The sequence below is a fragment of the Luteimonas sp. KH_071 genome, assembly GCF_057838005.1.
This window is the reverse complement of record NZ_CM174458.1, coordinates 2,516,962-2,543,365: the sequence shown is the minus strand read 5'-3', so window position 1 is coordinate 2,543,365 and position 26,404 is coordinate 2,516,962. Positions and strand designations below refer to the sequence as shown.

At 67.9% G+C, this 26,404-nt stretch carries 21 protein-coding genes; 13 read left to right on the top strand and 8 right to left on the bottom strand.

Annotated elements, in window-relative coordinates; translation table 11 throughout:
- Positions 1–251: 251 nt before the first annotated feature.
- The gene (locus tag AC3IRM_RS11690) at positions 252–656 is read right to left on the bottom strand and encodes an HU family DNA-binding protein (protein WP_159678313.1); all 405 of its coding nucleotides are present in this window, start codon (positions 654–656) and stop codon (positions 252–254) included.
- Positions 657–789: 133 nt separating this feature from the next.
- Entirely contained in the window at positions 790–1,200 is a 411-nt protein-coding gene (locus AC3IRM_RS11685) for a DUF2784 domain-containing protein (RefSeq protein ID WP_489203318.1), read from the bottom strand.
- A gap of 115 nt (positions 1,201–1,315) precedes the next feature.
- Between AC3IRM_RS11685 and AC3IRM_RS11680 the strand changes: the two genes are divergently transcribed.
- Positions 1,316–1,750: an OsmC family protein gene (locus tag AC3IRM_RS11680; RefSeq protein ID WP_489203317.1), complete on the top strand. Its 435-nt coding sequence runs from the start codon at positions 1,316–1,318 to the stop codon at positions 1,748–1,750.
- 141 nt (positions 1,751–1,891) lie between these two features.
- Here the strand turns inward: AC3IRM_RS11680 and AC3IRM_RS11675 are convergent, their stop codons facing one another.
- Positions 1,892–2,770: a PhzF family phenazine biosynthesis protein gene (locus AC3IRM_RS11675; protein WP_489203316.1), complete on the bottom strand. Its 879-nt coding sequence runs from the start codon at positions 2,768–2,770 to the stop codon at positions 1,892–1,894.
- Positions 2,771–3,017: 247 nt separating this feature from the next.
- Positions 3,018–3,890: a PhzF family phenazine biosynthesis protein gene (locus AC3IRM_RS11670; protein WP_489203315.1), complete on the bottom strand. Its 873-nt coding sequence runs from the start codon at positions 3,888–3,890 to the stop codon at positions 3,018–3,020.
- A gap of 109 nt (positions 3,891–3,999) precedes the next feature.
- On the opposite strand from AC3IRM_RS11670, the gene AC3IRM_RS11665 reads away from it, so the two are divergent.
- The 4 genes from AC3IRM_RS11665 to AC3IRM_RS11650 all read left to right on the top strand — a co-directional run bounded on the left by AC3IRM_RS11665 (position 4,000) and on the right by AC3IRM_RS11650 (position 9,702).
- A complete protein-coding gene (locus AC3IRM_RS11665; RefSeq protein WP_489203314.1) occupies positions 4,000–6,591 on the top strand; it encodes a bifunctional aspartate kinase/diaminopimelate decarboxylase in 2,592 nt (863 codons plus the stop codon).
- The gene (gene murL, locus AC3IRM_RS11660; protein WP_489203313.1) at positions 6,588–7,964 is read left to right on the top strand and encodes a UDP-N-acetyl-alpha-D-muramoyl-L-alanyl-L-glutamate epimerase; all 1,377 of its coding nucleotides are present in this window, start codon (positions 6,588–6,590) and stop codon (positions 7,962–7,964) included. The genes AC3IRM_RS11665 and murL overlap by 4 nt, the downstream gene beginning before the upstream one ends.
- On the top strand, positions 7,945–9,357 hold the full coding sequence (gene murD, locus AC3IRM_RS11655; protein ID WP_489203312.1) for a UDP-N-acetylmuramoyl-L-alanine--D-glutamate ligase: 1,413 nt from the start codon (positions 7,945–7,947) through the stop codon (positions 9,355–9,357). Before murL ends, murD begins: the two co-directional genes overlap by 20 nt.
- A 120-nt stretch (positions 9,358–9,477) precedes the next feature.
- Positions 9,478–9,702, top strand: coding sequence for a hypothetical protein (locus AC3IRM_RS11650; protein ID WP_489203311.1), 225 nt, complete (start codon positions 9,478–9,480; stop codon positions 9,700–9,702).
- 338 nt (positions 9,703–10,040) lie between these two features.
- On the opposite strand, the gene AC3IRM_RS11645 is transcribed toward AC3IRM_RS11650, so the two are convergent.
- Positions 10,041–11,039, bottom strand: coding sequence for a polyprenyl synthetase family protein (locus AC3IRM_RS11645; protein WP_489203310.1), 999 nt, complete (start codon positions 11,037–11,039; stop codon positions 10,041–10,043).
- 172 nt (positions 11,040–11,211) lie between these two features.
- Here AC3IRM_RS11645 and AC3IRM_RS11640 point away from each other — a divergent pair, with 172 nt between their 5' ends.
- Positions 11,212–11,736, top strand: a complete 525-nt coding sequence (locus tag AC3IRM_RS11640) for a single-stranded DNA-binding protein (protein ID WP_489203309.1) — start codon at positions 11,212–11,214, stop codon at positions 11,734–11,736.
- 98 nt (positions 11,737–11,834) lie between these two features.
- Here AC3IRM_RS11640 and AC3IRM_RS11635 read toward each other — a convergent pair whose 3' ends face one another.
- The gene (locus tag AC3IRM_RS11635) at positions 11,835–13,562 is read right to left on the bottom strand and encodes a peptide MFS transporter (RefSeq protein ID WP_489203308.1); all 1,728 of its coding nucleotides are present in this window, start codon (positions 13,560–13,562) and stop codon (positions 11,835–11,837) included.
- A gap of 169 nt (positions 13,563–13,731) precedes the next feature.
- Here AC3IRM_RS11635 and AC3IRM_RS11630 point away from each other — a divergent pair, with 169 nt between their 5' ends.
- From AC3IRM_RS11630 to AC3IRM_RS11600, 7 genes are all read left to right on the top strand, one after another.
- Entirely contained in the window at positions 13,732–15,699 is a 1,968-nt protein-coding gene (locus AC3IRM_RS11630; protein ID WP_489203307.1) for a S9 family peptidase, read from the top strand.
- Between the two features lie 72 nt (positions 15,700–15,771).
- Complete coding sequence (locus AC3IRM_RS11625) at positions 15,772–17,877, top strand: dipeptidyl-peptidase 5 (protein ID WP_489203306.1); 2,106 nt, start codon at positions 15,772–15,774, stop codon at positions 17,875–17,877.
- A gap of 78 nt (positions 17,878–17,955) precedes the next feature.
- Complete coding sequence (locus AC3IRM_RS11620) at positions 17,956–19,212, top strand: DUF819 family protein (protein WP_489203305.1); 1,257 nt, start codon at positions 17,956–17,958, stop codon at positions 19,210–19,212.
- A gap of 270 nt (positions 19,213–19,482) precedes the next feature.
- Positions 19,483–21,153: a carbon starvation CstA family protein gene (locus tag AC3IRM_RS11615; RefSeq protein ID WP_489203304.1), complete on the top strand. Its 1,671-nt coding sequence runs from the start codon at positions 19,483–19,485 to the stop codon at positions 21,151–21,153.
- The gene (locus AC3IRM_RS11610) at positions 21,150–21,431 is read left to right on the top strand and encodes a cory-CC-star protein (protein WP_489203303.1); all 282 of its coding nucleotides are present in this window, start codon (positions 21,150–21,152) and stop codon (positions 21,429–21,431) included. The genes AC3IRM_RS11615 and AC3IRM_RS11610 overlap by 4 nt, the downstream gene beginning before the upstream one ends.
- Positions 21,422–22,462, top strand: coding sequence for an ArsA family ATPase (locus AC3IRM_RS11605; protein ID WP_489203302.1), 1,041 nt, complete (start codon positions 21,422–21,424; stop codon positions 22,460–22,462). Before AC3IRM_RS11610 ends, AC3IRM_RS11605 begins: the two co-directional genes overlap by 10 nt.
- Entirely contained in the window at positions 22,459–23,094 is a 636-nt protein-coding gene (locus AC3IRM_RS11600) for an exopolysaccharide biosynthesis protein (RefSeq protein ID WP_489203301.1), read from the top strand. Before AC3IRM_RS11605 ends, AC3IRM_RS11600 begins: the two co-directional genes overlap by 4 nt.
- A 16-nt stretch (positions 23,095–23,110) precedes the next feature.
- On the opposite strand, the gene AC3IRM_RS11595 is transcribed toward AC3IRM_RS11600, so the two are convergent.
- Both AC3IRM_RS11595 and AC3IRM_RS11590 read right to left on the bottom strand, forming a co-directional pair.
- Entirely contained in the window at positions 23,111–24,127 is a 1,017-nt protein-coding gene (locus AC3IRM_RS11595; RefSeq protein ID WP_489203300.1) for a magnesium and cobalt transport protein CorA, read from the bottom strand.
- Between the two features lie 116 nt (positions 24,128–24,243).
- The gene (locus AC3IRM_RS11590) at positions 24,244–26,283 is read right to left on the bottom strand and encodes a glycoside hydrolase family 97 protein (protein WP_489203299.1); all 2,040 of its coding nucleotides are present in this window, start codon (positions 26,281–26,283) and stop codon (positions 24,244–24,246) included.
- Positions 26,284–26,404: the final 121 nt, after the last annotated feature.

The window sequence follows — 26,404 nt, the reverse complement described above, 5'->3', positions numbered from 1 at the left end:
AGAAAACGGCGCCGAGCATGCGGCGGGAGACGTTCACCGGATGTGCACGCCTCGGGCCGGCATGCGAATCGTTCAGCACCCTGGATCGGTGGCGCGTTCGATACGGCTCGAGAGCGGCTGGGATCCCGAAGCGGCCATCGGATGCGTCGCCACGCGAGGCCGCGATCTGGCGGCCTCGCCGTCAGGCATGTCCGCAAACGAAATCGGGACGGCCAAGGCCGTCCCGATCGAAAGACGCATGACGCCTGGAATCAGGCAGCGGCGTCCTTGAGCTTCTTGAGCGGGCGCACCTTGACCTTGACCGAGGCGGGCTTGGCGGCGAACCACTGCTCTTCCTTGGTGAAGGGGTTGATGCCCTTGCGCTTCGGCTTGGCCGGCACGCTGACCGACGTGATCTTCAGCAGGCCGGGAAGCGTGAACGAACCCGCGCCCTTCTTGCTGATCGAGCCGTGCACGGCGCCTTCGAGCGCTGCGAACACCGCACGCACGTCCTTTGCCACGACGCCGGTGGATTCGGCGATGTGTGCGACCAGGCCCGACTTGCTCAGGGCTTCCTTGATCGGCTTCGGTGCTGCCGGCTTTGCGGCGGCGGCCTTCTTCGGCGCAGCAGCCTTCTTGGCCGGGGCTTTCTTGGTGGGGGCCTTCTTCGTTGCCATGAGCGTGTGGTTCCCTCGTCGAGTGATGATTAAGTTGTCCGGGCCGAGCGAGCCGGCTAGCGGAATGTAGGGCATCGTGGCACGTGCGCCAATAGGAAACCGCAAAAAAACAGGGCTTTTGCGTTTCCCGGGTCTATCGCGAAGTGCCACGGCGCGGCGGCCACAGCACCCAGGCGCCGGCGACCACGAGGGCGAGCACGGTGTAGGCGGCGACGAATGTCCACCACGGGGCCTCGAAAAACAGCACGTTCGATAACCAGTAGGCGACGAAGGATTCGTTGTAGGTCTGCTGTCCGGCGCGTGTGCGCAGCCACTGTTCCCAGATCGTCAGCGGGCATAGACGCCCGAGCCAGGCCTGCAGCGCGATCACCACCACCAGTGCGACGTGCAGCCAGCGCAGCCAGCGGCGCCGTACCCAGCGCCAACCGAGCGGGCCGCCGACCAGGAGGGCGAGCGTCACGCTGACGACGAATCCCGCAATGCCCACATGGACTGCGAGCACGGCATCCGCGAGGAGGGCTGCAAGAGACGGTGAGAGCGTCATGGCCGGATCATCTTGCATCCGCCTCTCGAGTGCAGGTGCTGCGCCGCATCACACGGACGCGCGCGTAACGGATGGGGGGCTAGTGTTCACGGTCCAACTCTCGAGGAGCACGCATATGGGTATTGCCCGTCACGCCACCGCCCACTGGTCCGGTGATCTGAAGTCCGGCAAGGGCACGCTGTCGACGCCGCAGAGCGGTCTGATGTCGGATACACGCTATGCGTTCAGCAGCCGATTCGGCGACGAGAAAGGCACCAATCCCGAGGAACTGATCGCCGCTGCGCACGCAGGCTGCTTCACGATGGCGCTGTCGGCCAAGCTCACCGAGGCGGGCTTTCCGCCCGAATCGCTGGACACGCGCGCCGACGTCGACCTGTCGATGGATGGCGGTCCGCAGATCAGTTCGATCCGGCTGAAGACCCGCGCCAGGGTGCCGGGTATTGACGCGGCAAAGTTCCGCGAGATCGCCGACGACGCCAAGCAGAACTGCCCGGTGTCGAAGGCGCTTTCGGCCGTGCCGCTGTCGCTGGACGCCGAACTCGAAGGCTGAGTGCGGCAAATGACGCCGCGTCGGGCAACCGGCGCGGCGTTTTCATGTCTGCCGTCTGCGGTGTCACGCATGCGGGGCAGCTCATGCAAGACCGCAGGCATGTCGATCCAGCGGGTGTTTGAACTGCATGTGGGAGCGCGCTCAGCGCCAGTCGATCGTCCCGCGCACGACGGTCTGCACACGACCACCGGACCAGACATCGCCGTTGCCATCGACGTGCAGTTCGATGATCGCGTCGTGGCCGACTTCGCGGCCCTGGCTGATGCGGTAGCGGCCATCGCTGCCGGGCAGGGCATCGCGCTCGGCCAACCATGCAGCCAGGGTCGCGTTCGCGGCGCCGGAGGCGGCGTCCTCGAAGTGTCCGGTCGACCCGACGAAGGCGCGGACCGCGAGGTGATGCACCGGGTCATTGGAGCGCGCGAATGCGCACAGACCCATGCTGCCGGTCGCCTCGGCGAGTGCGCCGATCGCAGTCCAGTCCGGCGTCGCCGCGCGCAGCTCGGCTTCGCTCGCGAGCTCGGCCAGCCACCAGCGGCGACCGCCATCCATCAGCACGGGCGGCAGGTCGCCGAGTGGCATCGCGGCGAGTGCGTCACGCAGACGCGGATCCTCCGCCGATGCGGTCTCGACGACCGACGCGCGTGGCGTGCGCACGGCGATCGTGCGGGTTTCGCCGTCGCCCACGACTTCCAGCGGCAGCTTGCCGGCGATGCCGTCCTGCACCAGCAGGCCATCGCGCGGTGTGGCGAGCCCGGCTTCGAGCACGACGTGCGCGGTGCCGACGCTCGGATGACCGGCGAACGGCACTTCGCGGCGCGGCGAGAACATGCGGATGCCGTAGCTGGCGTCGTCGGACGCGGCCGGGAACACGAACGTGGTCTCGGGCAAGCGCGTCCAGCGGGCGATGGCCTGCATCGTGGCATCGTCGAGGCCCTCGGCATCGAGCACCACGGCCAGTGGATTGCCGGCACCGGGCCGGTCGGCGAATACGTCCACCTGGACGAAACGGCGGGAAGTCATGGCGGGGGCGTCGTGCGGCGCGACAGTGTAGCGGCCCGCTTGGCCCCTGCCCAAAGTCCGTCGCGAGCGCCGACAGACGGCGCGTGGCGGAGCACAGGAAACGGCGCGTACGCGCGTACGTGCGCATTGGCGGCGCGAGCCACCCGCCGGGCCAGCGGCGGGCGTTGTCAGGCGCCGTCTTGCGACGTCAGCTTCGAGCACCGCTCGCGCGTCAGCTGGCAGGCGCAGCAGGACTCGGCGCAGGGTCTCACCAGTCGAATGTCCCGCGGATCACCGCCTGCACCGCGCCGCCGATCCAGACCTCGCCGGCCGGGTCGATTTCGACCTCGACGCGGCCATCGCGACCCATCTCCCGACCCTGGCTGGCGACGTAGCGGACCACGCGGCCCTCCCCGGCCTGATCCTTGTACAGCCATGCGCCGATCGCGGCATTCGCGCTACCGGTGACCGGGTCCTCGGGAATGCCATCGGCGGGGCAAAATGCGCGCACTGCGAGCGCATGATCGGAATCCGCACTGCGCCCGCAGACTGCGAGGCCCACGGCATCGCTGGCAAGACACAGTGCTGCGATCTCCGCCAGCGGCGGCACGAGCGTCCGCACGACAGTGGACGTGCCCAGATCCACGCACCACCAGCGCGGGCCGTTGTCGAGCAGCGCGTGCGGTGGGTGGGTCGCGCCGAGCGCCTGCAGCACGGCGTCGAGCTGGGACTCGGCGCCATCAGGGGACGCGCAATGCACGGCGTGAGGTGCGCGCACGCTGGGCAGCGTGTGGCCCTCGCGACTGTCGATGCGCACCGGCAGCAGACCGGCCGCGCATTGCTGCACCAGTGCGCCGGAATGCGGTGTCGCCAGGCCCTGATCGAGCGCCGCCCAGGCCGCGCCGACGCTGGGATGACCGGCGAAGGGCAGCTCCTGGCGCGGCGTGAAGATGCGCACGCGGTAATCCGCGTCGGCATCGGGCGGCAGCAGGAAGATGGTTTCCGACAGGTTGGTCCAATTTGCGATGGCCTGCATCGCGGCGCAGTCGAGCCCGTCGGCATCGACCACCACGCCGAGCGGGTTGCCGGCCCCTGGCCGGTCGGCGAACACGTCGAGTTGCAGGTAGCGGCGGCTGGGCATCTGGCATATCCGGGGGGGAGGTTGCTTTAGAATCGCCGGTCACCGCGCGCGTGGCCATGGTCATCGGCCTGCCGCGCCTGCCGCTCCCTCCATCCGAGACCCCACCTCGATGTCCTCACCCTCCGACGATCGCTGGATCGTGCTCAAGTTCGGCGGCACTTCGGTGTCGCGTCGCCACCGCTGGGACACCATCGGCCGGCTGGCGAAACGCCGGGCCGACGAGCACGGTGCACGCGTGCTGGTCGTGGTGTCTGCACTGTCGGGCGTGACCAACGAGCTGACCGCGATCGCCGATGGCGCCGCGGATTCGGCCGTGCGCGTCGCCGCGCTCGTCGACCGGCATCGCGCGTTCGTCGCCGAGCTCGATCTGGATGCCGATGCGGTGCTCGGCGCGCGCCTCGCCGCCCTGCAGGCGCTGGCCAACGATGCTCGCGCGGCAACGCGCACGCTCGACTGGCAGGCCGAAGTGCTGGGGCAGGGCGAGCTGCTGTCCTCGACGATCGGCGCGGCCTATCTCGCGGCGCAGGGCCTGGACTTCGGCTGGTGCGATGCGCGCGACTGGCTGGAAGCGGTGGCGCTGCCGAACCAGAGCGACTGGGCCTCGCGCCTGTCGGTGAACTGCAATCGCGAACCTGACGGCGACTGGCGCGCGCGGTTCGCGGCGCAGGCGCCGCGGATGCTGCTGACCCAGGGGTTCATCGCCCGGCACGGCGATGGCGGCACGGCGATCCTCGGCCGCGGTGGCTCGGACACCTCTGCGGCGTACTTCGGTGCGCTGCTCGGCGCACGCCGCGTCGAAATCTGGACCGACGTGCCGGGCATGTTCAGCGCCAATCCGCGCGACGTGCCCGACGCGCGCCTGCTCACCCGGCTGGACTACGCCGAGGCGCAGGAGATCGCGACCACCGGCGCCAAGGTGCTGCATCCGCGTTCGATCAAGCCCTGCCGCGATGGCGGCGTGCCGATGGCGATCCTCGACACCGAGCGTCCGGACCTGCCCGGTACCGCGATCGATGCGAGCGCCGAACCGGTGCCGGGCGTCAAGGCGATCAGCCGCCGCAACGGCATCGTGCTGGTGTCGATGGAAGGCATCGGCATGTGGCAGCAGGTCGGCTTTCTCGCCGACGTGTTCGAGCGCTTCAAGCGCCACGGTCTGTCGGTCGATCTGATCGGATCGTCGGAGACCAACGTCACCGTGTCGCTGGATCCCAGCGAGAACCTGGTCAGCACCGATGTGCTGGCGCGACTCTCCGACGATCTGGCCGAGATCTGCCGGGTCAAGGTCATCGCGCCGTGCGCGGCGATCACCCTGGTCGGCCGCGGCATGCGTTCGCTGCTGCACAAGCTCTCGGATGTCTGGGCCACGTTCGGCAAGGAACGTGTGCACCTGATCTCGCAGTCGTCGAACGATCTCAACCTGACCTTCGTCATCGACGAGGCCGACGCCGACGGTCTGCTGCCGGTGCTGCATGCCGAGCTGATCGACAGCGGCGCGATGCCGGTCCATGACGACACAGTGTTCGGCCCGAGCTGGCGCGAGATCGCGCACGGCCGTCGCGAACGCGCGCCGCAGTGGTGGCAGGGCGCGCGCGAATCGCTGCTGGCGCTGGCCGAGCCCGGCCGGCCGCACTACGTCTATCACCTGCCGACGGTGCGCGAGCGCGCCGCTGCGTTGTCGACGGCGGATGCGATCGATCGCCGCTTCTTCGCGATCAAGGCCAATCCGCATCCGGCGATCCTGCGCACCCTGGTCGATGCCGGCTTCGGTCTGGAATGCGTATCGCAGGGCGAGCTCGAACACGTGTTCGCGGTGTTGCCGGATCTCGATCCGTCTCGCGTGCTGTTCACGCCGAGCTTTGCGCCGCGTATCGAGTACGCGGCCGCGTACGCGCGCGGCGTCACGGTGACCGTCGACAATGTCGAAGCGCTGCGCAACTGGCCCGAGGTCTTCCGCGGCCGCGACCTGTGGCTGCGTCTCGATCTGGGTCGCGGTGACGGCCACCACGCGAAAGTCGTCACCGGCGGCGCGGCGTCGAAGTTCGGCCTGCCGCTCGGCGCGTTCGATGCGTTCCTGATTGCCGCCGAAGAGGTCGATGCGCGGATCACCGGCATCCACGCGCATCTGGGCAGCGGCATCGAGACCGTCGCGCACTGGCGCGAGGTCTACGCGGAACTGGCCGGGTTCGCCGATGCGGTCGGCACCGTCGACACGATCGACATCGGCGGCGGTCTGCCGATTCCGTATCGCCCCGACGACGTGCCGTTCGACATTCCGGCCTGGGCCGCGGGCCTGGCGGCGATCAAGGCCGAATACCCGCGCTATCGCCTGGCGATCGAACCGGGGCGCTACCTCGTCGCCGAAGCCGGCGTGCTGCTGACCACCGTCACCCAGGTCGTCGACAAGCTCGGCACGCGCCGCGTCGGTGTCGATGCCGGCATGCACAGCCTGATGCGGCCGGCGCTGTACGACGCCTGGCACGGCATCCACAACCTGACGCGGCTCGACGATGCGGACGAGACGACGGTCGAGATCGTCGGGCCGATCTGCGAATCGAGCGACGTCTTCGGCACGCGCCGCCGCCTGCCGGCCGCGACCCGCGAAGGCGACACCGTTCTGATCGCCGACGCCGGCGCCTACGGCTTCGTCATGGCCAATACCTACAACCTGCGGCAGCTGCCGCAGCAGGATGTTCTGGAATGAGTGTTGTCTTCGACCGCAGTTCGGTCCGCAGCTTCCGCTTCATCGATTGCGACCTCGACGCCGCGACCGGTGTCGCGCGCCTGCGCTACGCCTTCGATGACGGCCCGGAGCTGATCGAAACCGTGACGGTGCCGGGTGCGCCGTTCGAACTCGATGCCGCGCGCGCTGAAGCCGCGACGCAGGCGCTGCGCCTGCTGCATCTGATCGCCGGCGTCAGCTATTACAAAGCCGCGGTGCCGACGGACATCCGCATCGAAGGCTACGCGATCGACGCCGACACCGCGGCGCTGCTCGATGACGTGTACGTGCACGGGCTCGGCGAGTTCGCGTATCGCAACGGGCTGGATCTGCACGGGAAGATCCGGTTTCCGCATGACGCGGCCGCGAGCGCAGACGCGCCCGCGCTCGACCTGCGGACGCATGCGCTGGTCGCCATCGGCGGCGGCAAGGATTCGCTGGTGTCGATCGAAGCATTGCGCGGGCTGGGCATCGAACAGACCGTCAGCTGGATCGGCGGCTCGCAGCTGATCCGCGTCTGCGCCGAGCGCACCGGCCTGCCGACGCTCAACATCGGTCGGCAGATCGCACCGGAATTGTTCGAGTACAACCGCCAGGGTGCGTGGAACGGGCACATCCCGGTCACCGCGATCAACTCGGCGATCCTCGTGCTGGCCGCGGTGCTGCACGGCGTGGATCAAGTGGTGTTCTCCAACGAGCGCTCGGCCAGCTATGGCAGCCTGATCAAGGACGCGTCGGGAGGCGAAACGCGCGAAGTGAACCACCAGTGGTCGAAAGGCTGGGCGTTCGAACGCGCGTTCGGCGATCACGTGCAGGCGCGCGTCGCTGCGGACCTGAATTACTACTCGCTGCTGCGGCCACTGTCGGAACTCGCGGTCGCGCGCCAGTTCGCGAAGACCGATCGCTACGACGCGCATTTCTCGAGCTGCAACCGCAATTTCCATCTGCTCGGCGAGCGGCCGGTGAACCGCTGGTGCGGTATCTGCCCGAAGTGCCACTTCGTGTTTCTGGCACTCGCGCCGTTCATGCCCAAGCCGCGTCTGGTGTCGATCTTCGGGCGGAACCTGCTCGACGACGCCACGCAGGTGCCGGGTTACGACGCCTTGCTCGAGTACCGGGACCACAAGCCGTTCGAATGCGTCGGCGAAGGCCGCGAATCGCGCGCGGCGATGGCGGCGCTGGCGAAGCGCCCGGAGTGGCGCGAGGACGCGATCGTCGCGCGCTTCGCGCAGCTGATTGCACCGCAGCTCGACGCGGACGAACTGGATGTCGCCAGCCTGCTGATGGTCGAGGACGACACACACCGCATTCCCGACGCGCTGTGGGATCGCCTGCGTGCGCATCTCGCAGCTTGAGGAAATCGCGGCGGGTGGCGGCCGCGTCGCGTTGTGGGGCTGGGGCCGCGAAGGTTGTGCCGCCTGGCGCGCGATCCGCAGCCGCGCGCCGGCGCTGCCGCTGATCCTGTTCTGCAACGCCGAAGAAGCCAACGATGCGGCGACGCTCGGCGATCCGCTGCTGACCTGCGACACCGGCATCGACGCCGCGCGGCTGTCGGCTTGCGCGGTTGTCGTGAAGTCGCCCGGCATCAGCCCGTACTCGCCGCATGCGATGGCCGCCGCGGCGCAGGGCACACGGTTCGTCGGCGGCAGCGCGCTGTGGTTCGCTTCGCGCGCCGCGCCCGGTGAAGTCGCGGCCGGCACGGTCTGCGTCACCGGCACCAAGGGCAAGAGCACGACCACCGCGCTGCTCGCGCATCTGCTGCGTGCGCAGGGCCTGCGGACCGCGCTGGCCGGCAACATCGGCCTGCCACTGCTGGAGCTGCTCGATGCGCAGGCCGACGTCTGGGCGATCGAATTGTCGAGCTACCAGACCGGCGATGTCGCCACCGGCGGCGTGCGGCCTGATATCGCGGTCGTCACCAACATCTTTCCCGAACATCTCGACTGGCACGGCAGCGAGGCGCGGTACGTCGATGACAAGCTGGCGCTGTTGACCCGTGCGCGCCCGCGCATCGCCGTGCTCAATGCCGAGGACCCGCGGCTCGCCGCGCTGGTGCTGCCGGACAGCGAGATCCGCTGGTTCGGCACGCCCGAAGGCTGGCATCTGCGCGGTGACGTTCTGCACCGCGGCAACACGGCGGTGCTGGAAACATCCGGTCTACCGCTGCCGGGCCGGCACAACCGCGGCAATCTCTGCGGTGTGCTGACTGCGATCGAAGCCCTGGGCATCGACGCCGCGCCGCTGGCGGCGGCCGCCGCCGGTTTCGTACCGCTGCCGCATCGCCTGCAGCCGCTGGGCACGCGCGATGGCGTGCTGTGGGTCAACGATTCGATCAGCACGACGCCGCACGCAAGTCTCGCCGCGCTCGATGTCTATCGCGATCAACGCGTCGCGTTGCTGGTCGGCGGCCACGACCGCGGTCTCGACTGGCAGGCGTTCGCCGACGCGATGCGCACGGGCGCACCGCACGCGATCGTGACCATGGGTCAGAACGGGCCGCGCATCTTCGATCTGCTGGCACCGGTCGCACGTGACGCCGGCTTCCAGTTGTCCGCGGCCGATGATCTCGAGTCGGCGATCGCACAGGCGCGCGCAACGCTGGACGGCGAGGGCGTGCTGCTGCTGTCGCCCGGCGCGCCCAGCTTCGGTGCGTACCGCGACTACACCGCGCGCGGGCGGCACGTCGCCGCACTGGGCGGCTTCGATCCGGATGCGATCACGGCGATTCCGGGCATCGGCATCGCCTGACGGCCAGCGTGTCGGCGGCAGCGGCGATTCGTCCGGCGCAGACCCGCGTTCGTCGCACCGGGTCACCCGAGCGGACGAGGTCCCGCACGCTGGAGTTCCTGGACGAAACGTGGGAACGGCATGGAAGAGCGTGAGCGCAATGCACGTGCATGGGCGGACCCCGTCCACTGGATCGGCCCGCGCTGGCTGGGCCTCTATCGCGCGGCTGGTGACAGCCGCATCTTGGTGCCGAAATATCCGAAGGCGCTCGGCTGGACGGTCAACCTCGCGCGGTCAGGCGGGGTGGCGATCCTGCTGGCGCTGATCGCGGGCGTACTCATCACCGCCGCAGCCGTACTCCGGTAAGAGCGCTCGCGCGCGAGTGGCAGTCCCGGTAAAGCCCCATCGCGCGCGAGCGCGCTCCTACAGGAATGGATGGCGAGAATGCTGTGCGCGTGGCGATGGGCCTTCGATCTCGATCGCTGAACGGTATTGATCCTGGTTGGATGGTCGACTGCGATCAGTCGAGCACCCTGTGAACCCGAGGCCTTCAGCGCGTTTGTGTGCCTGCATCCGCACACCTGTAGGAGCGCGCTTGCGCGCGAGTGGCTGTCCCGGTAAAGCGCCATCGCGCGCGAGCGCGCTCCTACAGGCAGGATGAAAGGCGCTGCGATCAGGACACGCGCCCGGGAAACACGAGTTGATCAGTGCCCGCGTTCGACCGCGTAGCGCGCAAGTCCCCGCAGTGCGGCGACGGCGTCGTTGTCGCCGAGTGCGACAAGCGCGCGTTCGGCTGCTTCGGCGTATGCGAGTGCGCGGGCGCGGCTGTAGTCGAGGCTGCCGGCGGCGTCGATCGCGGCCAGCACTTCGGGCAGCGCATCGGTATCGCCGGTTTCGACGATGGTGCGCAGACGCGCGCGCAGCTCGGGCGTGGCCTGCGCCATCGCGTGGATCAGCGGCAGCGTGGCCTTGCCTTCGGCGAGATCGTCGCCGAGGTTCTTGCCCAGCGCGTCGGCGTCGCCCGAATAGTCGAGCACGTCGTCAGCGATCTGGAACGCGTAGCCCAACTGCATGCCGTAGTCGTAGAGCGCCTGTTGCGTGGCCGCGTCCGCGCCGGACGCCAGTGCGCCGAGCTTCGTGCCGGCGGCGAACAGCACCGCGGTCTTGCGCTCGATGACGTTGAGGTAGGCGGCCTCGTCGGTATCCGGGTTGCGCACGTGCAGCAGTTGCAGCACCTCGCCCTCGGCAATGCGGTTGGTGGTGTCGGCGAGGATGCGCATCACCGGCATGCGGTCGAGTTCGACCATCAGCTGGAAGCTGCGCGAGTACAGGAAATCGCCGACCAGCACGCTGGCCGCGTTGCCCCAGATCGCGTTGGCGGTGCTGCGGCCGCGGCGCAGGTCGGATTCGTCGACCACGTCGTCGTGCAGCAGGGTCGAGGTGTGGATGAACTCGACGATCGCCGCCAGCTGGTGGTGCTCGGCGCCGATGGTGCCGGTGGCGCGGCCGGCCAGCATCACCAGCATCGGCCGCAGGCGCTTGCCGCCCGCCGAGACGATGTGTTCGGCAACCTGGTTGATCAGCACCACGTCGGAGGCCAGCCGGTCGCGGATCAAGGCGTCGATGGCCGCCATGTCGCCGGCGGCGAGGGCCTGGATCGCCGGCAGGTCGAGGCGGGCGGCCGGGAGGGCGACGTTGTTCATGCAGAATCCGGGACAGGCAGACCCGGAATTATAGGCAACGCCCGACGGCGGCGTGCGGATGCCACCCATCGCTGCATGCGGACCGCCCGGACGGCAGGGGCAGGGCGCTTTATACTGTGATGTCGAAATCCATCACGCCGGCCCGCAAGCCGGTGCAATCCAAGGAATTCCCATGGCCCGCGGCGTCAACAAAGTCATCCTGGTCGGCAATCTCGGCAACGACCCCGACACCAAGTACACCCAGGGCGGCATGGCCGTGACCCGCATCAGCCTGGCCACGACCAGCGTGCGCAACGACAAGGATGGCAACAAGCAGGAGCGCACCGAATGGCACCGCGTGGTGTTCTTCGGCAAGCTCGGCGAGATCGCTGGCGAGTACTTGCGCAAGGGCAGCCAGTGCTATGTCGAAGGCGAGATCCGCTACGACAAGTACACCGGCCAGGACGGTGTGGAGAAGTACACGACCGACATCGTCGCCAACGAGATGCAGATGCTCGGCGGTCGTGGTGACGGCGGTGGTGGAGGCGGTGGCGGCGGCAATTACGAGCGCGGCAATCGTCCGCAGCGTGCGGCCGGCGGCGGCGGTGGCGGCGATGCCCCGCAGCAGCGTGGCCCCGCGCCGTCGCGCCAGTCGGCGCCGCAGCAGCAGCGTCCCGCGCCGATGGACGATTTCTCGGACGACGACATCCCGTTCTGATCGGACTTCGCGTCGCGTAATGTAGTGCACGAACCCCCGAGCGATCGGGGGTTCTGCATTTCAGGGAACGACGTCGCGAACGCGCGCCGGGTGCCGCCTCAGCGCACCCCGTGCATCCAGCGCCGCACCAGGGGCGAGAGCACAAAGTAGGCGATGCCGGAGCCGACGCCGATCCACAGCATCAGCTGGAACAGATCGCCGTAACGGGTGGCCGCGACCGCCATGTCGAAGGTCTCGCCCTCGAGCACCTCCATCGAGGTCAGCTTGCCGAACTGCGCGGCCAGCACTTCCGAGTACGCGGTCGCCAGCCAGAACGCGCCCATCATCAGGCCGACGACGCGCGCGACCGACAGCTGGGTCACCGCCGACAGGCCGATCGGCGACAGGCACATCTCGCCCAGTTCCAGCAGGAAGTACGCCAGCACCAGCCACCACACGCTGGCGAGCACGCCGCTGCCGGCCGATTGCGCAGCCAGCATCAGCGGCACGAAGGCGAGGCCGGCGAACACCAGGCCGATCGCCATCTTCGCCGGCTTGCTCGGGTTGAGCCCGCGGCGGTCCAGCCACGGCCACAGCCACGAGAAGATCGGCGCCAGCACGACGATGAAGAACGCGCCGAGAAAGGTCAGCGAGCCCGCGGTCTGCGGCACCAGCACCACGTCGTGGACCAGCGCGATCGCCAGCGCGACGACCATCGCGATGACCGCCGTCTTCGCCAGCCCGCCGTTGCCGCGATCGCTGGCGCGCAGCGCGGTGACCATCAGGACCGGGCTGCTGACGAGCGCGAAGATCGCCCAGGGAATGCCTGGCTGGTAATCGCCGGGCGTCAGGCCGAACAGATCGTTGGTCAGCATGCGGTCGGTGAACGTGACCCATGAACCGTAGGTCTGCTCGTAGAGAGTGAAGAAGATCAGCACGCCAATGATCAGCAGCACCAGCGCCAGCATCTGCTGGCGTTCGAATTTCGTGCAGTGGCGCACGAGGAACCAGATGAACCACACCGCGAGCGCTGCCGCGATCAGATGCATCGCGCCGTGCACGGTCCAGGTGCGCTGGATCAGCTGCCAGACCAGCAGCGCGCCGGCGACACTGCCGGCGTAGATCCACCACTCGCGCGACAGCGGGCCGACGCGTTCGCGCAGCTTTGCCGGGTCATTCGGCTCGGCGAGTCCGTAGAGATACTTCTGGCCCCAGATGAAGACGATCAGCCCGGCGATCATGCCGATACCGGCCGCGCCGAAGCCGTACTTCCAGCCGTAGGTCTCGCCCAGGAACGCGCACACCAGACTCGCGAACAGCGCGCCGACGTTGATGCCGGCATAGAACAGCGTGAACCCGGAATCGCGACGCGGATCCTCGGGTGCGTACAGCTTGCCGACAATCGTCGAGATGTTCGGCTTCAGGAACCCGACGCCCATGATGATCAGCGCAAGCGACAGGTAAAACACCTGCAGCGCGCCTTCGTCGCGCACCACGATGCCATCGACGATGCGCGCCTGCTCGCCTTCGTAGGCCATGCCCAGATGGCCGAGCACCAGCAGCACGCCGCCCAGCACCACCGCCTTGCGCATCCCCAGATAGCGGTCGGCCAGCAGGCCGCCGATCACCGGCACCGCGTACACCAGACCGCCGTAGGCGCCGAGCAGATCGAAGCCGGCGTCGTCGCCGAACAGGTGGTACTTGAGGATGTAGAGCAGCAGAAGCGCCTTCATTCCGTAGAACGAGAAGCGCTCCCACATCTCGGTGAAGAAGCAGACGAAGACACCTTTGGGGTGGCCCAGAAAGTCTGCGTGCGGCGCGGCGGCAGAAGCGGTGACAGCGCTCAATGCCGTGATCCGGGCGGGCGAAGGCGCGAGTATAGGGTCGAGGCGGAATTCCGCGTGGGCCCGCGCGACGGGGTTTTCCGGTGGCACCCCCATGGATAGGATGGAGGCCGCCGTGCTCGGGGAGAGCGTCTTCGATGGTCGGGGTACGGAATGGAAACCGGGAGTTCGTATGGTCCGCAAGGGACTGCTGTCTGTGTGTATCGCGTTGTCCTGCCTGGGCGCGCCCGCCCTGCATGCGCAGGTCGACCTGACGCCCTTCATCCAGGATGAAGGCATCCTCGATCTGAAGATTTCACCCGACGGGCGTTTTCTCGCGGCGACCCTGCCGGCCGAGGACCGCTCGGTGATCGCCATCCTCAACCGGAGCGACCGCAGCGTCGTCGGCAGTTTCCAGTTGCCGGCAAATACGCACATTGCCGATTTCTGGTGGGCGAAGGAGGACCGCCTGATGTTCGGTCTCGCCCAGCGCTTGGGCATGCGTGACTATCCGGCCTCCACCGGCGAACTCTATGCGATGAATGCCGACGGCTCGCGCGCCCAGTTGCTGGTCGGCTATCGCGTGCAGAACTCCGGGCTCGGCACCAACATCCGCAGCGGTCCGAAAGAAGAGCGCGTGTTCGCGTGGCCCATCGACATGCTGCCGGATGATCCGCGCAACGTGCTGGTGGCCGTCTCGCCGTTCGGTGGAGATCCGTTCACCCGTGTCGACCGGATGGATGTCTACAGCGGCCGTCGCGTCACGGTCGCCACAGTGCCGGTGAACCAGGCGCGGTTCGTGACCGATCACCAGGGCGAGGTCCGCTTCGCGGTCGGTTCGCGCAGCGACAACCTGAGCCAGCTGTATTACCGCGCCAACCGCGGCGCCGACTGGGAGCTGCTGAACCACCAGGGCACGTCCGGCCGGATCGAGTATCCGGTCGGGTTTTCGCAGGACGGCACCACCGCCTATCTGCAGGTCACCCAGCCATCGGGTCCGGACGCGATTGTCGCGATGGATATCGCCTCCCGCGACCGACGGGAACTGCTGCGCGACGAAGCCGTCGACCCGGAGATCCTCTACCGGCCCGGCACCGAGGTCGCGATCGGCGTGCGCTATCCGGGCGCGGCGCCACGGATGGCATTTTTCGAGCCCGAATCGGACGACGCGCGCCTGTTCCGCATGTTCGAACAGGCATTTCCCGGTCACGAGATCGGTGTCGCCTCGTCGACGCGTGACGCCAACACCAAGCTCCTGCTCGCCACCAGCGATCGTGACCCCGGGAGTTTCTACACCTACGACGCACGCGAGAAGAAGGCCGATTTTGTGCTGGCACGTCGCGCCGGGATCGATCCCGAGCAGATGAGCCCCATGGCGCCCGTGGCGATCCGCGCACGTGACGGCCTCACCGTCCACGGGTATCTGACCCGTCCCGCTGGTGCGCCTGCCGGACAACCGCTGCCGCTCGTCGTGGTGCCGCATGGCGGGCCGTTCGGCATTTCGGACGCCTGGGCGTTCGATCCGGAAACGCAGTTGCTCGCGAAAGCCGGCTACGCAGTCCTGCAGGTGAACTACCGTGGATCCGGGGGATATGGCCGAAGTTTCATGCAGGCTGGCGCCCGGGAGTGGGGCGGCAAGATGCAGGACGACCTGACCGATGCGACCCGCTGGGCGATCGAACAGGGGCACACCACGCAGGACCGTATCTGCATTTACGGCGGCAGCTATGGCGCGTACGCGGCGATGATGGGCGCGGCGCGCGAGCCGGAGATGTATCGATGCGCCGCCGGCTATGTCGGCGTCTACGACCTGCCGATGATGCGCAACGACGACCGTCGCGGCGCTGCCTGGATGCGGACCTGGTTCGACGAGTGGGTCGGCGCGGACGCGCAGGCGCTGGCGGCCGCGTCGCCGACCCAGCGCGCGGCGCAGATCCGGAGCCCCGTCCTGCTGGTGGCAGGCGGCAAGGACGAAGTCGCGCCGGTCGGCCACACCCGCAGCATGGAACGCGCGCTGCGCGCAGCCAATGTGCCGGTGGAGACGCTCTACGTCGCCAACGAGGGCCACGGCTTCTACAAGCCGGAGAACCGCCGCACTTACTACACCAAGCTGCTCGACTTCCTGGCCACGCATCTGGGCGGCGAACGCGCCGCGCAGTGAGGGACGCCGGCGCCGCTTTGCCAGCATCGCGGCGCCGGCCTACCATTCGGGCTCTTTGTACGGAGCCCTGCCATGTCCCTGCGCCTCGCGCTGTTGCCTTTGTGCCTGCTTGCCGCGTTGCCGGCCGTTGCCCAGGAGCGTGAGGCCGCGCGCGGGCTCGACGTTCGCGATCTGGTCCAGCTGGACCGTGTCTCCGCGCCGCTGCTGACCGCCGACGGTCGCCAGCTGGTGTTCGCCCAGCGCACGCTGGACTTCGATTCGGGCAAGGCCGAGACCGCGCTGTACACGCGCAACCTGCTGACCCGCGACATGGCGCCGCCCAAGCGGCTGACGCCGGCGGGTTGGAACGTGAACTCGCCGACGCTGTCGGCCGACGGCCAGACCGTCTACTTCCTCAGCAGCAAGAACGGCAGCGCGCAGCTGTTCTCGATACCGCTGGCCGGCGGCACCCCGCGGCAGCTGACCGACGTCGCGGTCGACATCGGCAGCTACCAGGTGGCGCCCGATGGTGCGCGCGTCGCGTTCAGCGCCGACACCTTCGGCGACTGCGCTGCGGATCTCGCGTGCACGAAGCAGAAGCTCGCTGAGAACAAGGACGCCAAGACCAGCGGCGTGGTCTACGACCAGCTGTTCGTGCGTCTCTGGGACACCTGGAAGGACGGCACGATGAGCCGCCTGTTCGTGGCCGACCTGCCGGCTGCGCGCGCACGCGCGGTCACGACGGCGCGCGCGCTGGGTCATGAACTGGAAGGCGACATCCCGTCCAAGCCCTTCGGCGGCGCCGATGACTACACCTGGGCGCCGGACGGCCGCTCGGTCGTCGCGAGCGTCAAGGTGGCCGGGCGCGAGGCGCCGTGGTCGACCAACTTCGATCTCTACCGCATCGACGCCGCCGGCGAGGCAGCGCCGGTGAACCTCACCAGCGCCAATCCGGCCTGGGATAGCGGCCCGGTCTTCAGTGAGGACGGCGCGACGCTGTTCTATCGCGCGATGAAGCGCCCGGGCTTCGAGGCCGATCGCTACGCGTTGATGGCGATGGACGTCGCCAGCGGCCAGACGCGCGAGATCGCGCCGCAGTGGGATCGCTCGCCGAGCAGCGTCACGCCGTCCGCCGATGGCAGCGCGCTCTACGTCGCCGCGCAGGACACCGGCGAATATCCGCTGTTCCGCGTCGATGTCGCCAGCGGTGACGTGACGAAGCTCATCGCCGACGGTTCGATCTCCTCGTTCGCGATTGCCGGCGACACCGTCGCGCTGACCCGCAACACGATCCAGAGCGGCGATACGCTCTATACCGGCTCGCTGCAGTCGCTGGGCGCCGACACGCAGCTGCGCCAGATCACGCCCACTACGGCCGAGCGTCTGCCTGGTGTCGCGTTCGGCGACTACGAGCAGTTTTCCTTCAAGGGCGCCGGCAACGAGACCGTCTACGGCTACGTGGTCAAGCCGTGGAACTACCAGGAAGGCCAGACCTATCCGGTCGCGTTCCTGATACACGGCGGTCCGCAGGGCAGCTTCGGCAACGGCTGGAGCTACCGCTGGAATCCGCAGACGTATGCGGGGCAGGGCTATGCGGTGGTGATGATCGATTTCCACGGCTCGACCGGCTACGGTCAGGCGTTCACCGATGCCATCAGCGGCGACTGGGGCGGCAAGCCGCTCGAGGATCTGCAGAAGGGCTGGGCGGCCGCGCAGCAGCAGTACGCGTTCCTCGACGGCGACCGCGCCTGCGCGCTCGGCGCGAGCTACGGCGGCTACATGGTCAACTGGCTTGCCGGCAACTGGTTCGACCGGCGCGGCAACGCGCCCTTCAAGTGCCTCGTCAATCACAACGGCGTGTTCGACACGCGCTCCATGGGGCTGGTGACCGAGGAACTGTGGTTCACCGAATGGGAGTTCGGCGGCACCGTGGCAGCCAATCCGCGTGCCTACGAGAAGTTCAATCCGGCGCGGCATATCGAGAAGTGGGTGACCCCCACGCTGGTGGTCGCCGGGCAGAACGACTTCCGGGTGCCTGTCGACCAGAGCCTGTCGTCGTTCACCGCGCTGCAGCGCAAGGGCGTCGAGTCGAAACTGCTGGTCTTCCCCGACGAGAATCACTGGGTGCTTCAGCCGCACAACAGCGTGCTGTGGCATGACACGGTCAACGCCTGGCTCAAGCAGCACATCGGCGAATAACCGGGACGTCCGAGGAACGGCCGGCGCAAGCCGGCCGTTCTGCATCGCGCCCAAGCATCCCAACTGGAGACCGCCTCGATGGCGCCCGAATCGCTCGACATCTCCACCGCGCTGATCACCAGCGACATCGTCCTGTTCGGACTGCTGGCCGCGACCCTCGGCGTGATTTTCTGGCTGGCTAGCGGGCCGACGCCGTTCTGGAAAAAGTTCTTCACCTGGGTGCCGGCATTGCTGCTGTGCTACTTCGTCCCGGCGTTCTACAACACCGTCGGCCTGATCGACGGCGAGACCAACAGCCTCTACAACCCGATCGCCAGCCGGGTGCTGCTGCCGGCCGCTCTGGTGCTGCTGACGCTGTCGATCGACCTCAAGGGCATCATCAGGCTGGGGCCGAAGCTGGTGTTCGTCTATGTCGCTGGCACCGTCGGCATCGTGCTCGGCGCGATCGTGTCGTTCCAGCTGATGGAATGGGTGTGGCCTGCCGCGGTCGCCGGCGATACCTGGAAAGGCATGGCGGCGCTCGCCGGCAGCTGGATCGGCGGCGGCGCGAACATGGTCGCGATGCGCGAGGTCTACGAGGTCGATGCCACGCTGTTCGGCCAGTTCGCGGTCGTCGACGTCGCGATGGCCAGTGCGCTGATGGCGACGCTGCTGTTCGTCGCCAACCGCTCGGCGCAGATCGACGCGCGCTCGGGCGCCGACACCCGCGCCATCGACGAGATGAAGGCAAGGATCGCGGCCTTTGAATCCGAGAACGCCCGCATCCCGACGCTGACCGATCTGATGATCATCGTCGCGGTGGCCTTCGGCCTGGTCGGGCTGGCGCATGCGATTTCCAACCCGCTGGCCGCGTGGTTCGCGCGTTACGACTGGGCGGCGCGCTTCAGTCTCGACTCCGCGTTCGTCTGGGTGGTGGTGATCGCCACACTCGCCGGATTGCTGCTCAGCTTCACTCGCGCGCGTCGGCTCGAAAGTGCGGGCGCTTCGAAGATCGGCACCGTCTTCCTGTACTTCCTGATCGCCTGCATCGGCATGCAGATGGATTTCCTCAAGCTCGCCGACCGGCCGGAACTGCTCGCCATCGGCGCGATCTGGATGGCCGTGCACGTGCTGGTGATCTGGGGCGCGGCGCGGCTGGTGCGCGCACCGATGTTCTACGTCGGCGTCGGTTCGATGGGCAACGTCGGCGCTGCCGCGTCTGCACCGGTGATCGCCGCGGCCTTCCATCCGTCATTGGCGCCGGTAGGCGTGCTGCTGGGCACGGTCGGTTATGCCACCGGCACGCTGATCGCGTACTTCGTCGGACAGATCCTGCGGGTGATGGCCGGCGCTTGAGGACCTGACCTGTGGCCTGCAGATGCAGCAGGTCACGATCGCGTCCGTCTGTGTGCATTCACGTCCAACACCGTGCCGGGCGCGTCTGGAGTGAGAACGCCTGCGCCGTATCGAGCCGGCGCCGATCCGGGCCCAGTGGCGGCCTCGGGCTCAGACTTTAGTCGTAGCCGCGGGTGATATCGGCCCTCGGGGCCTTCCCTCCGCAGGCGCCAGCGGCGATCCTCCCCGCACGGCGGTCGTTTCACCGCACACGGCAAGGGGATGTCACAGATGAATGCGATCGTATTGTTGGTCGTTGGCCTGACGATCATGGCGCTCGGCTACTTCTTCTATTCGAAGTTCATTGCCGAAAAGATCTACCGGCTCGATGCCGATTTCCCGACGCCCGCGCACACCATGCGCGACGGCGTGGACTACGTGCCGACCAACAAGTTCGTGCTGTGGGGCCATCATTTCACCTCGGTGGCTGGTGCGGCGCCGATCGTCGGTCCCGCGATCGCGGTCATCTGGGGCTGGGGCCCCGCGTTCCTCTGGGTGGTGTTCGGCACGGTGTTCTTTGCCGGCATGCACGACTTCGGCGCGCTGTGGGCCAGCGTGCGCAACAAGGGCCAGTCGATGGGCATGCTCAGCGGCAGCTACATCGGCCGCCGCGGCCGCAACCTGTTCCTGGTCGTCATCTTCCTGCTGCTGCTGATGGTCAACGCCGCGTTCGCGGTCGTGATCTCGAATCTGCTGGTGTCCACGCCGACCTCGGTGATCCCGGTCTGGGGCGCGATCGTGGTGGCGTTGCTCATCGGCCAGGCCATCTACCGCTTCAAGATGGGCCTGCTGTGGCCGTCGATCATCGGCGTCGTGGTGCTGTATGCGCTGATCTGGCTCGGCAGCATGTACCCGGTCGTGCTGCCCGAGACGGTGCTGGGCATGAATGCGAATTCCACCTGGATCGTGCTGCTGTTCACCTACGCCGGCATCGCCTCGCTGCTGCCGGTGTGGGTGCTGCTGCAGCCGCGCGACTACATCAACGGCCTGCAGCTGTTCATCGGCCTGGGCATCCTCTATGCCGCGGTGCTGATCGCCTCGCCGACGATCGTCGCGCCGGCCTTCAACACGGCCGTGCCCGCGGGCACGCCGAGCATCGTCCCGCTGCTGTTCGTCACCATCGCCTGCGGCGCGATCTCCGGCTTCCACGGCATGGTCGCCTCCGGTACCACCTCCAAGCAGCTCGACAAGGAAACCGACGCGCGCTTCGTCGGCTACTTCGGCGCGGTCGGCGAGGGCATGCTGTCGCTGGCGGCCATCATCTGCTGCACCGCGGGCTTCGCGACCCTGGTCGACTGGCAGACGGTCTACAGCAGCTTCGGCGGTGGCAACGTCACCGCCTTCGTCAACGGCGGCGAAGCGCTGATCACCGCAGGCCTGGGTCTGCCGGAGAATCTCGGCGCCACGCTGCTGGCGACGATGGCGATCCTGTTCGCCGCCACCACCATGGACACCGGCCTGCGCCTGCAGCGCTATGTCGTGCAGGAAGCGGCCGAGCTGGCGGGCTTCAAGGTCGGCACGATCCTCGGCACCGTGATCGCCCTGGCCGTGTGTCTGGCACTCGCGTTCGGCGCGGGCAGTGGCGGCAGCGGCGGCATGGTGATCTGGCCGTTGTTCGGCACCACCAACCAGCTGCTCGCGGCGCTGACCCTGGCGATCATCACCGTCATCCTGATCCGCAAGGGCCGCAATCCCTGGCTGACCGGCATCCCGATGGTGTTCCTGATGATCATGTCGGTCTACGCACTGGTCGTGCAGTTGGGCACGTTCTACAACGACGGCAAGTGGCTGCTGCTGGCCATGGACATCGTGATCCTGATCGCGGCGGTGTGGGTGGCCTTCGAGGCTGCCGTCGCGATGCGTCAGGGCCGCGAAGTCCGTGATGGGGCCGCCGACGCGTGACCGATCCGGGCGCACCTGCGGCGCCTACCGCGCTCGCCCGTCTCTCGGCGGGCCTGCGCGAGTTCTACATGACGCCGTACCGCCGCACCTTCGCCCGCGCGCAGCGTGACGAGGAGGACCTCTTCATGCTGATGGTGTTCTCCGAATCGCTGGGCGTGCCCAATCCGGTCGGTTACTACACGCTCGAACTGATGCCGGCGATGTACGAGCGCTTCCACGACTGGCACCGCAGGATGGGCCTGGAGCGCTCGCCGCTGGACCATATTTCATGCTGCTGAGCACCACCGCGGCGCGACGCGTGGTGTTCGTGGGTGGCAAGGGTGGGGTGGGCAAGACCTCGGTGGCCTCGGCGCTCGCGTTGTCGCAGGCGCGTGCGGGCCGCCGCGTGCTGCTGGTGTCGACCGACCCGGCCCACAACCTGGGCCATCTGTGGCAATGCGATGTCGGCCCCGAGCCGCGCACCTTGACCGAGCGTCTGGACGCGATCGAGATCGATCCCGACGCGACCGTCGCCGCGCATCTCCAGCAGGTGGGTGATGCTTTGCGCCGGCTGATGCCGCCGCATCTGGCAGGAGAAGTCGGCCGGCATCTAGCCCTGTCGCAGGATGCGCCCGGCATGCATGAAGCGGCGCTGCTGGAGCGCATCGCCGAGCTGGTCCACGACGGATTGCACAGCTACGACCTGCTGGTCTTCGATACCGCGCCCTCAGGCCATACGGCGCGGCTGATGGCGTTGCCTGAAATGCTGAGCGCCTGGACCGAGGGCCTGCTGAAACGGCAGGCCAAGAGCGAACGCTTCGGCGCCGCGCTGCGCAATCTCGGTCGGGACGACGGCATCGGCGGGCGTGCACTGGGCGGCGAGACGCCCTCGGCCACGCCGGCCGATCGCGACCAGGCGATCCGCAGCCTGCTGCACCGGCGCCGCCATCGTTTCGAACACCTGCGCAATGTCCTGGCCGATGCGCAGTGCACGGCGTTCTTCATCGTGTTGGCTGCCGAGCGTCTTCCGGTGCTGGAGACGATCGAGCTGCAGGCGCAGCTCGCACGCGCCGGCATCGATGTCGCCGGACTGGTGGTCAACAAGCGCTCACCGCACAATGCCGGGCCGTTCCTCGCCACCCGGCATCGGCAGGAAGCGGTGCATCTGCTGGCGCTGCGCGAGGCTCTGCCGGCGTTGCCGCTGCAGGAAGTCCCGCTGCTGGCCACTGATGTGGTCGGCATGGACGCGCTTGATGCCTTCGGTGCCCTGCTTGGATCTGACGTGAACCCATCTGTGACCATTCCGCCTGCCCAACCGGCTTCGACGTGACGCCGCCCGCCGGCGCGTCACTGCGCGAGCAGCTGCTGTCGTTGATCGCGCGGCTGCCTGACGGCGACGTGCAGGTCGGCCCGCTGGTCGATGAACTCGGCACGCAGGGCATGCTGCTGCTGGTGATCCTGCTGACCCTGGTGTTCCTGATTCCGGTGTCGATCCCGGGTGTCAGCACCGTGTTCGGCGCGGTGATCGTGCTGATCGGTTTCGCCCGCATGGCCGGGCGCGCGCTGTGGCTGCCGGGCGCGGTACGTCGTCGCACGGTACCGGCAGGCCGCCTGCGCGGCGCGCTCGATACAGGCCTGACCTGGGTCCGCCGTCTGGAACGCATCACGAAGCCCGGACGCCTGTCGCGGTTGACCGATGGCCGCGCGATGGGACTGGTCAACGACAGCGCGCTGGTGCTCGGCGCGGTGCTGCTGATGGCGCCGTTCGGCTTCATTCCCTTCAGCAACACGATTCCCGGCGTCGCCCTGATGTGCCTGGCGATGGGCCTGCTGCAGCGCGACGGTCTGATGGTATTGCTGGGCCATGTCGCCAACGTGCTGACGATGGTCTATTTCGCCATCCTGATCGGTGGCGGTGGTCTGGCGATCCGCGAGCTGTTCGTGCGCTTCTGGCCGGCTTGAGGCGCCAGGCACGTGGCTACAGCCAGCGCGCCTTCTTGAACATCCGGTAGAGCACGATCATCACCACGCCCACGCCGCCGATCAGCAGCGGATACGCATAGCGCTCGTCGAGCTCGGGCATGTCGTGGAAGTTCATGCCGTACCAGCTGGTGATCAGCGTCGGCGCAGCCAGCAGGGCGGCCCAGGCGCCCAGCTTCTTGACGATCTCGCCCTGGGTCAGGGTCACCAGCGCCTGGTTGACGCCGAGCGCGGTGCCGAGGATGTCGCGGATCGCGTCGATGGTCTCGTTGATGCGCACCGAGTGGTCGAGCACGTCGCGGATGTAGAGCTTGGCTTCATTCGGAATCAACGGGCTGCTGCTGCGCACCAGTTGCGAAAGCACGTCCTGCAGCGGCGTCACCGCGACGCGCATATAGGTCAGTTCGCGTTTGAGCTGGTAGAGCCGGATCACGATGCCGCGATGGAACTGCTCGCTGATGATGTCGTTTTCGAGTGCGTTGAGCGTCGCCTTGAAGTCGTCGACGATCGGCAGATAGTTGTCGACGATCGCGTCCAGCACGGCGTACAGCGCCGCCGGTGCGCCCATCGCCAGCAGTTCGGGTTCGCGTTCGACGCGCTGCCGCGCCGGCGCATACGACAGCGACGCCCCGTGGCGCACGGTCACCAGATAGCGTGCGCCGAGGAAGATATGGGTCTCGCCGTAGGCGATGCGCTCGTCGATCGCCTGCGCGGTGTTGGCGACGATGAACAGCGAATCGCCGTAGGCCTCGATCTTCGGCCGCTGGTGCGCCTTGCCGGCGTCCTCGATCGCCAGATCGTGCAGGCAGAACTCGGCCTGCAGCTGTGCCAGTACATCGGCTTCCGGCTCGAACAGCCCGATCCAGACGAAGCTGCCGTCGTCGACGCCGAGCACGTCGCTGATGTCGTCGAGCAGGATGTCGCGCTTCCCGTCGGGGCCGTAGACCGCGCAGTTCACCACGCAAGTGGGGTTGTCGGTATCGCTGGCGGGCACGGAATCGGGAGAGGTCTGCATCGCGTCATCGTCCGCCAGCGGACACATTCGGACAAGGCTTGTTTGTGCAGGCGCGCGCTTGCGCAATGGGCTTTTCCCGGAGAACGCCCTATCGCGCGCAAGCGCGCGCCTACAGCTCAGAGCGCGACGAACCGCACCGCCTGGCCGCCGCCCGGTGCCATCTCGATCGTCAGCGTGTCGCCTGCGCCGACTTCACGCGACTCGATCGCGATCGCATGCGGATCCGTCCGCCAGCCCGCACCCTCGCCGTCGCGGTAGATCCGGGCGGTGTAGCGTCGGCCGGATTCGAGGAAGTCCAGCGGCAGGGCGACGGTGCGCGCCGTGTCGTCGGTCACCGCGCCCAGGTACCAGTCGTCGCCACCGCGCTCGCGGCGCGCGATCACCGCGTACTCGCCGATCGCGCCGTCGAGCGCGCGCGTCTCGTCCCAGTCCACCGGCACGTCGCGGACGAACTGGAACGCCTCGGGACGTGATTCGTAATGCTCCAGCAGGTCGGCGGCCATCTGCAGCGGGCTGTAGATCACCACGTAGAGCGCCAGCTGCTTGGCCAGCGTCGTCGCCATCGGCGTGCCCGATTTGGTGTCCATGCCGAAGATGCCCGGCGTGAAGTCCATCGGCCCGGCGAGCAGGCGCGTGTAGACCAGCGTGGCCTCGTGTCCGGGCGGATTGCCCGGCTGGCCCCAGGCGTTGTATTCCATGCCGCGCGCGCCTTCGCGGGTGACGAGGTTGGGATACGTGCGGCGCAGGCCGGTGTCCTTGACCGGTTCGTGCGGGTTGACACTGATGCGGTGCTGCGCAGCGGCCTCCACGACACGCTGGTGGTGACGCACCATCGACTGGCCTTCATGCCAGGCGTAATGCAGCGCGCCGTCGTCGCCCCGCACCTTGGCCTGGCCCGCGTCGGCGACATAGCCGGTCTTGACCGCCTGCACGCCGAGGCGGCCGTAGAGCGCCATCGCGTCGTCGAGCTGGGCTTCGTAATGCGCGGCGTGGCCCGAAGTTTCGTGATGGCCGATCAGGGTCACGCCCTTCTCGCGCGCATGGCGGGTCACCGCGTCGATGTCGAAATCGGGGTAGGGCCGGGTGAAGCTGAAGGTCTCGCCGTTGCCGAACCAGTCGCCGTCCCAGCCGATGTTCCAACCTTCGACCAGCACGCCGCCGAAGCCGTTCTCGGCCGCGAAGTCGATGTGGCGGATCGCGTGCGCGGTCGTCGCGCCGTGCTTGGGCCCTGATGCCCAGGTCTTGCGGTCGAGGTGCATCTCCCACCAGATGCCGACGTATTTCATCGGCCGCACCCAGGACACGTCACCGAGCGCGTTGGGTGCGTTGAGGTTGAGGATCAGGCCCGATTCGACCAGCCCGCCGGCGCGATCACTGATCTGGATCGTGCGCCAGGGCGTCGCGAACGGCGTGGCCACTTCGACCTTCGCCGCGCCGATGCCGGGCGTCAGCGCGGCGCGGAAGCGGCGCCCGTCGACGCGCGCGAGATTCATGCCCGAATAGTCGACCAGCGCGGCCTCGTGGATCGACAGGTGCAAGCCGTCGGCGGTGCGCAGGGTGATCGGCGTCTGCGCCTGGCCGACCTCCTCGACCGGCGTGCGGTGATAGATGTACTCCTCGCGGTTCCACTCGAACGCGGGAATCCACCACGCGGTCGCGGCGTCGGCGATCTCGAATTCGGTCAGTTCCTCGGCGATCGACAGGCGATCGAGCCCGGGCTGCTTCGGCACGTCGTAGCGGAAGCCGACGCCGTCGTCGAACACCCGGAACACCACGTCGAAGCGGCGCTTGGGCCCGGCGGTTTCGGCCAGCGTGACGCGCAGTTCGTTGTGGTGGTCGCGCATCTGCCGGCGCTCGCCCCAGGGCTGTTCCCACCGTTCGTCGTACGCTCGCGTGGTCTGGTCGGCGATCGCCAGATTGCGCTCGAACTTGCGCGTGTCGGTGAACATCAGGCCCAGTCGTGACGGCGCGATCACCGGACGGCCATCGCGACTGACCGCGTAGCTGGCGCGGCCCTCGTTGTCGGTCGTGACCTCGACGGTGATCCGGGCATCCGGCGATGCGATGCGCGCGCTTGTGCGCGGCTCAGCGGCAGATGCGGCGAAGGTGGCGAGCGGCAGCAGCGCGGCCAGCAATCCGGCAAGACGGTTCGACATCGTGCGGCACCCTCCCAGGCGCGATCGATCGTATGTTCGTCCGGATTCTTGCACGCGCATTCCGCGTGGCTCGGCTGCATACGTATGCAGCGAGCCAAGCCCGTGCAGGAGCGCGCTTGCG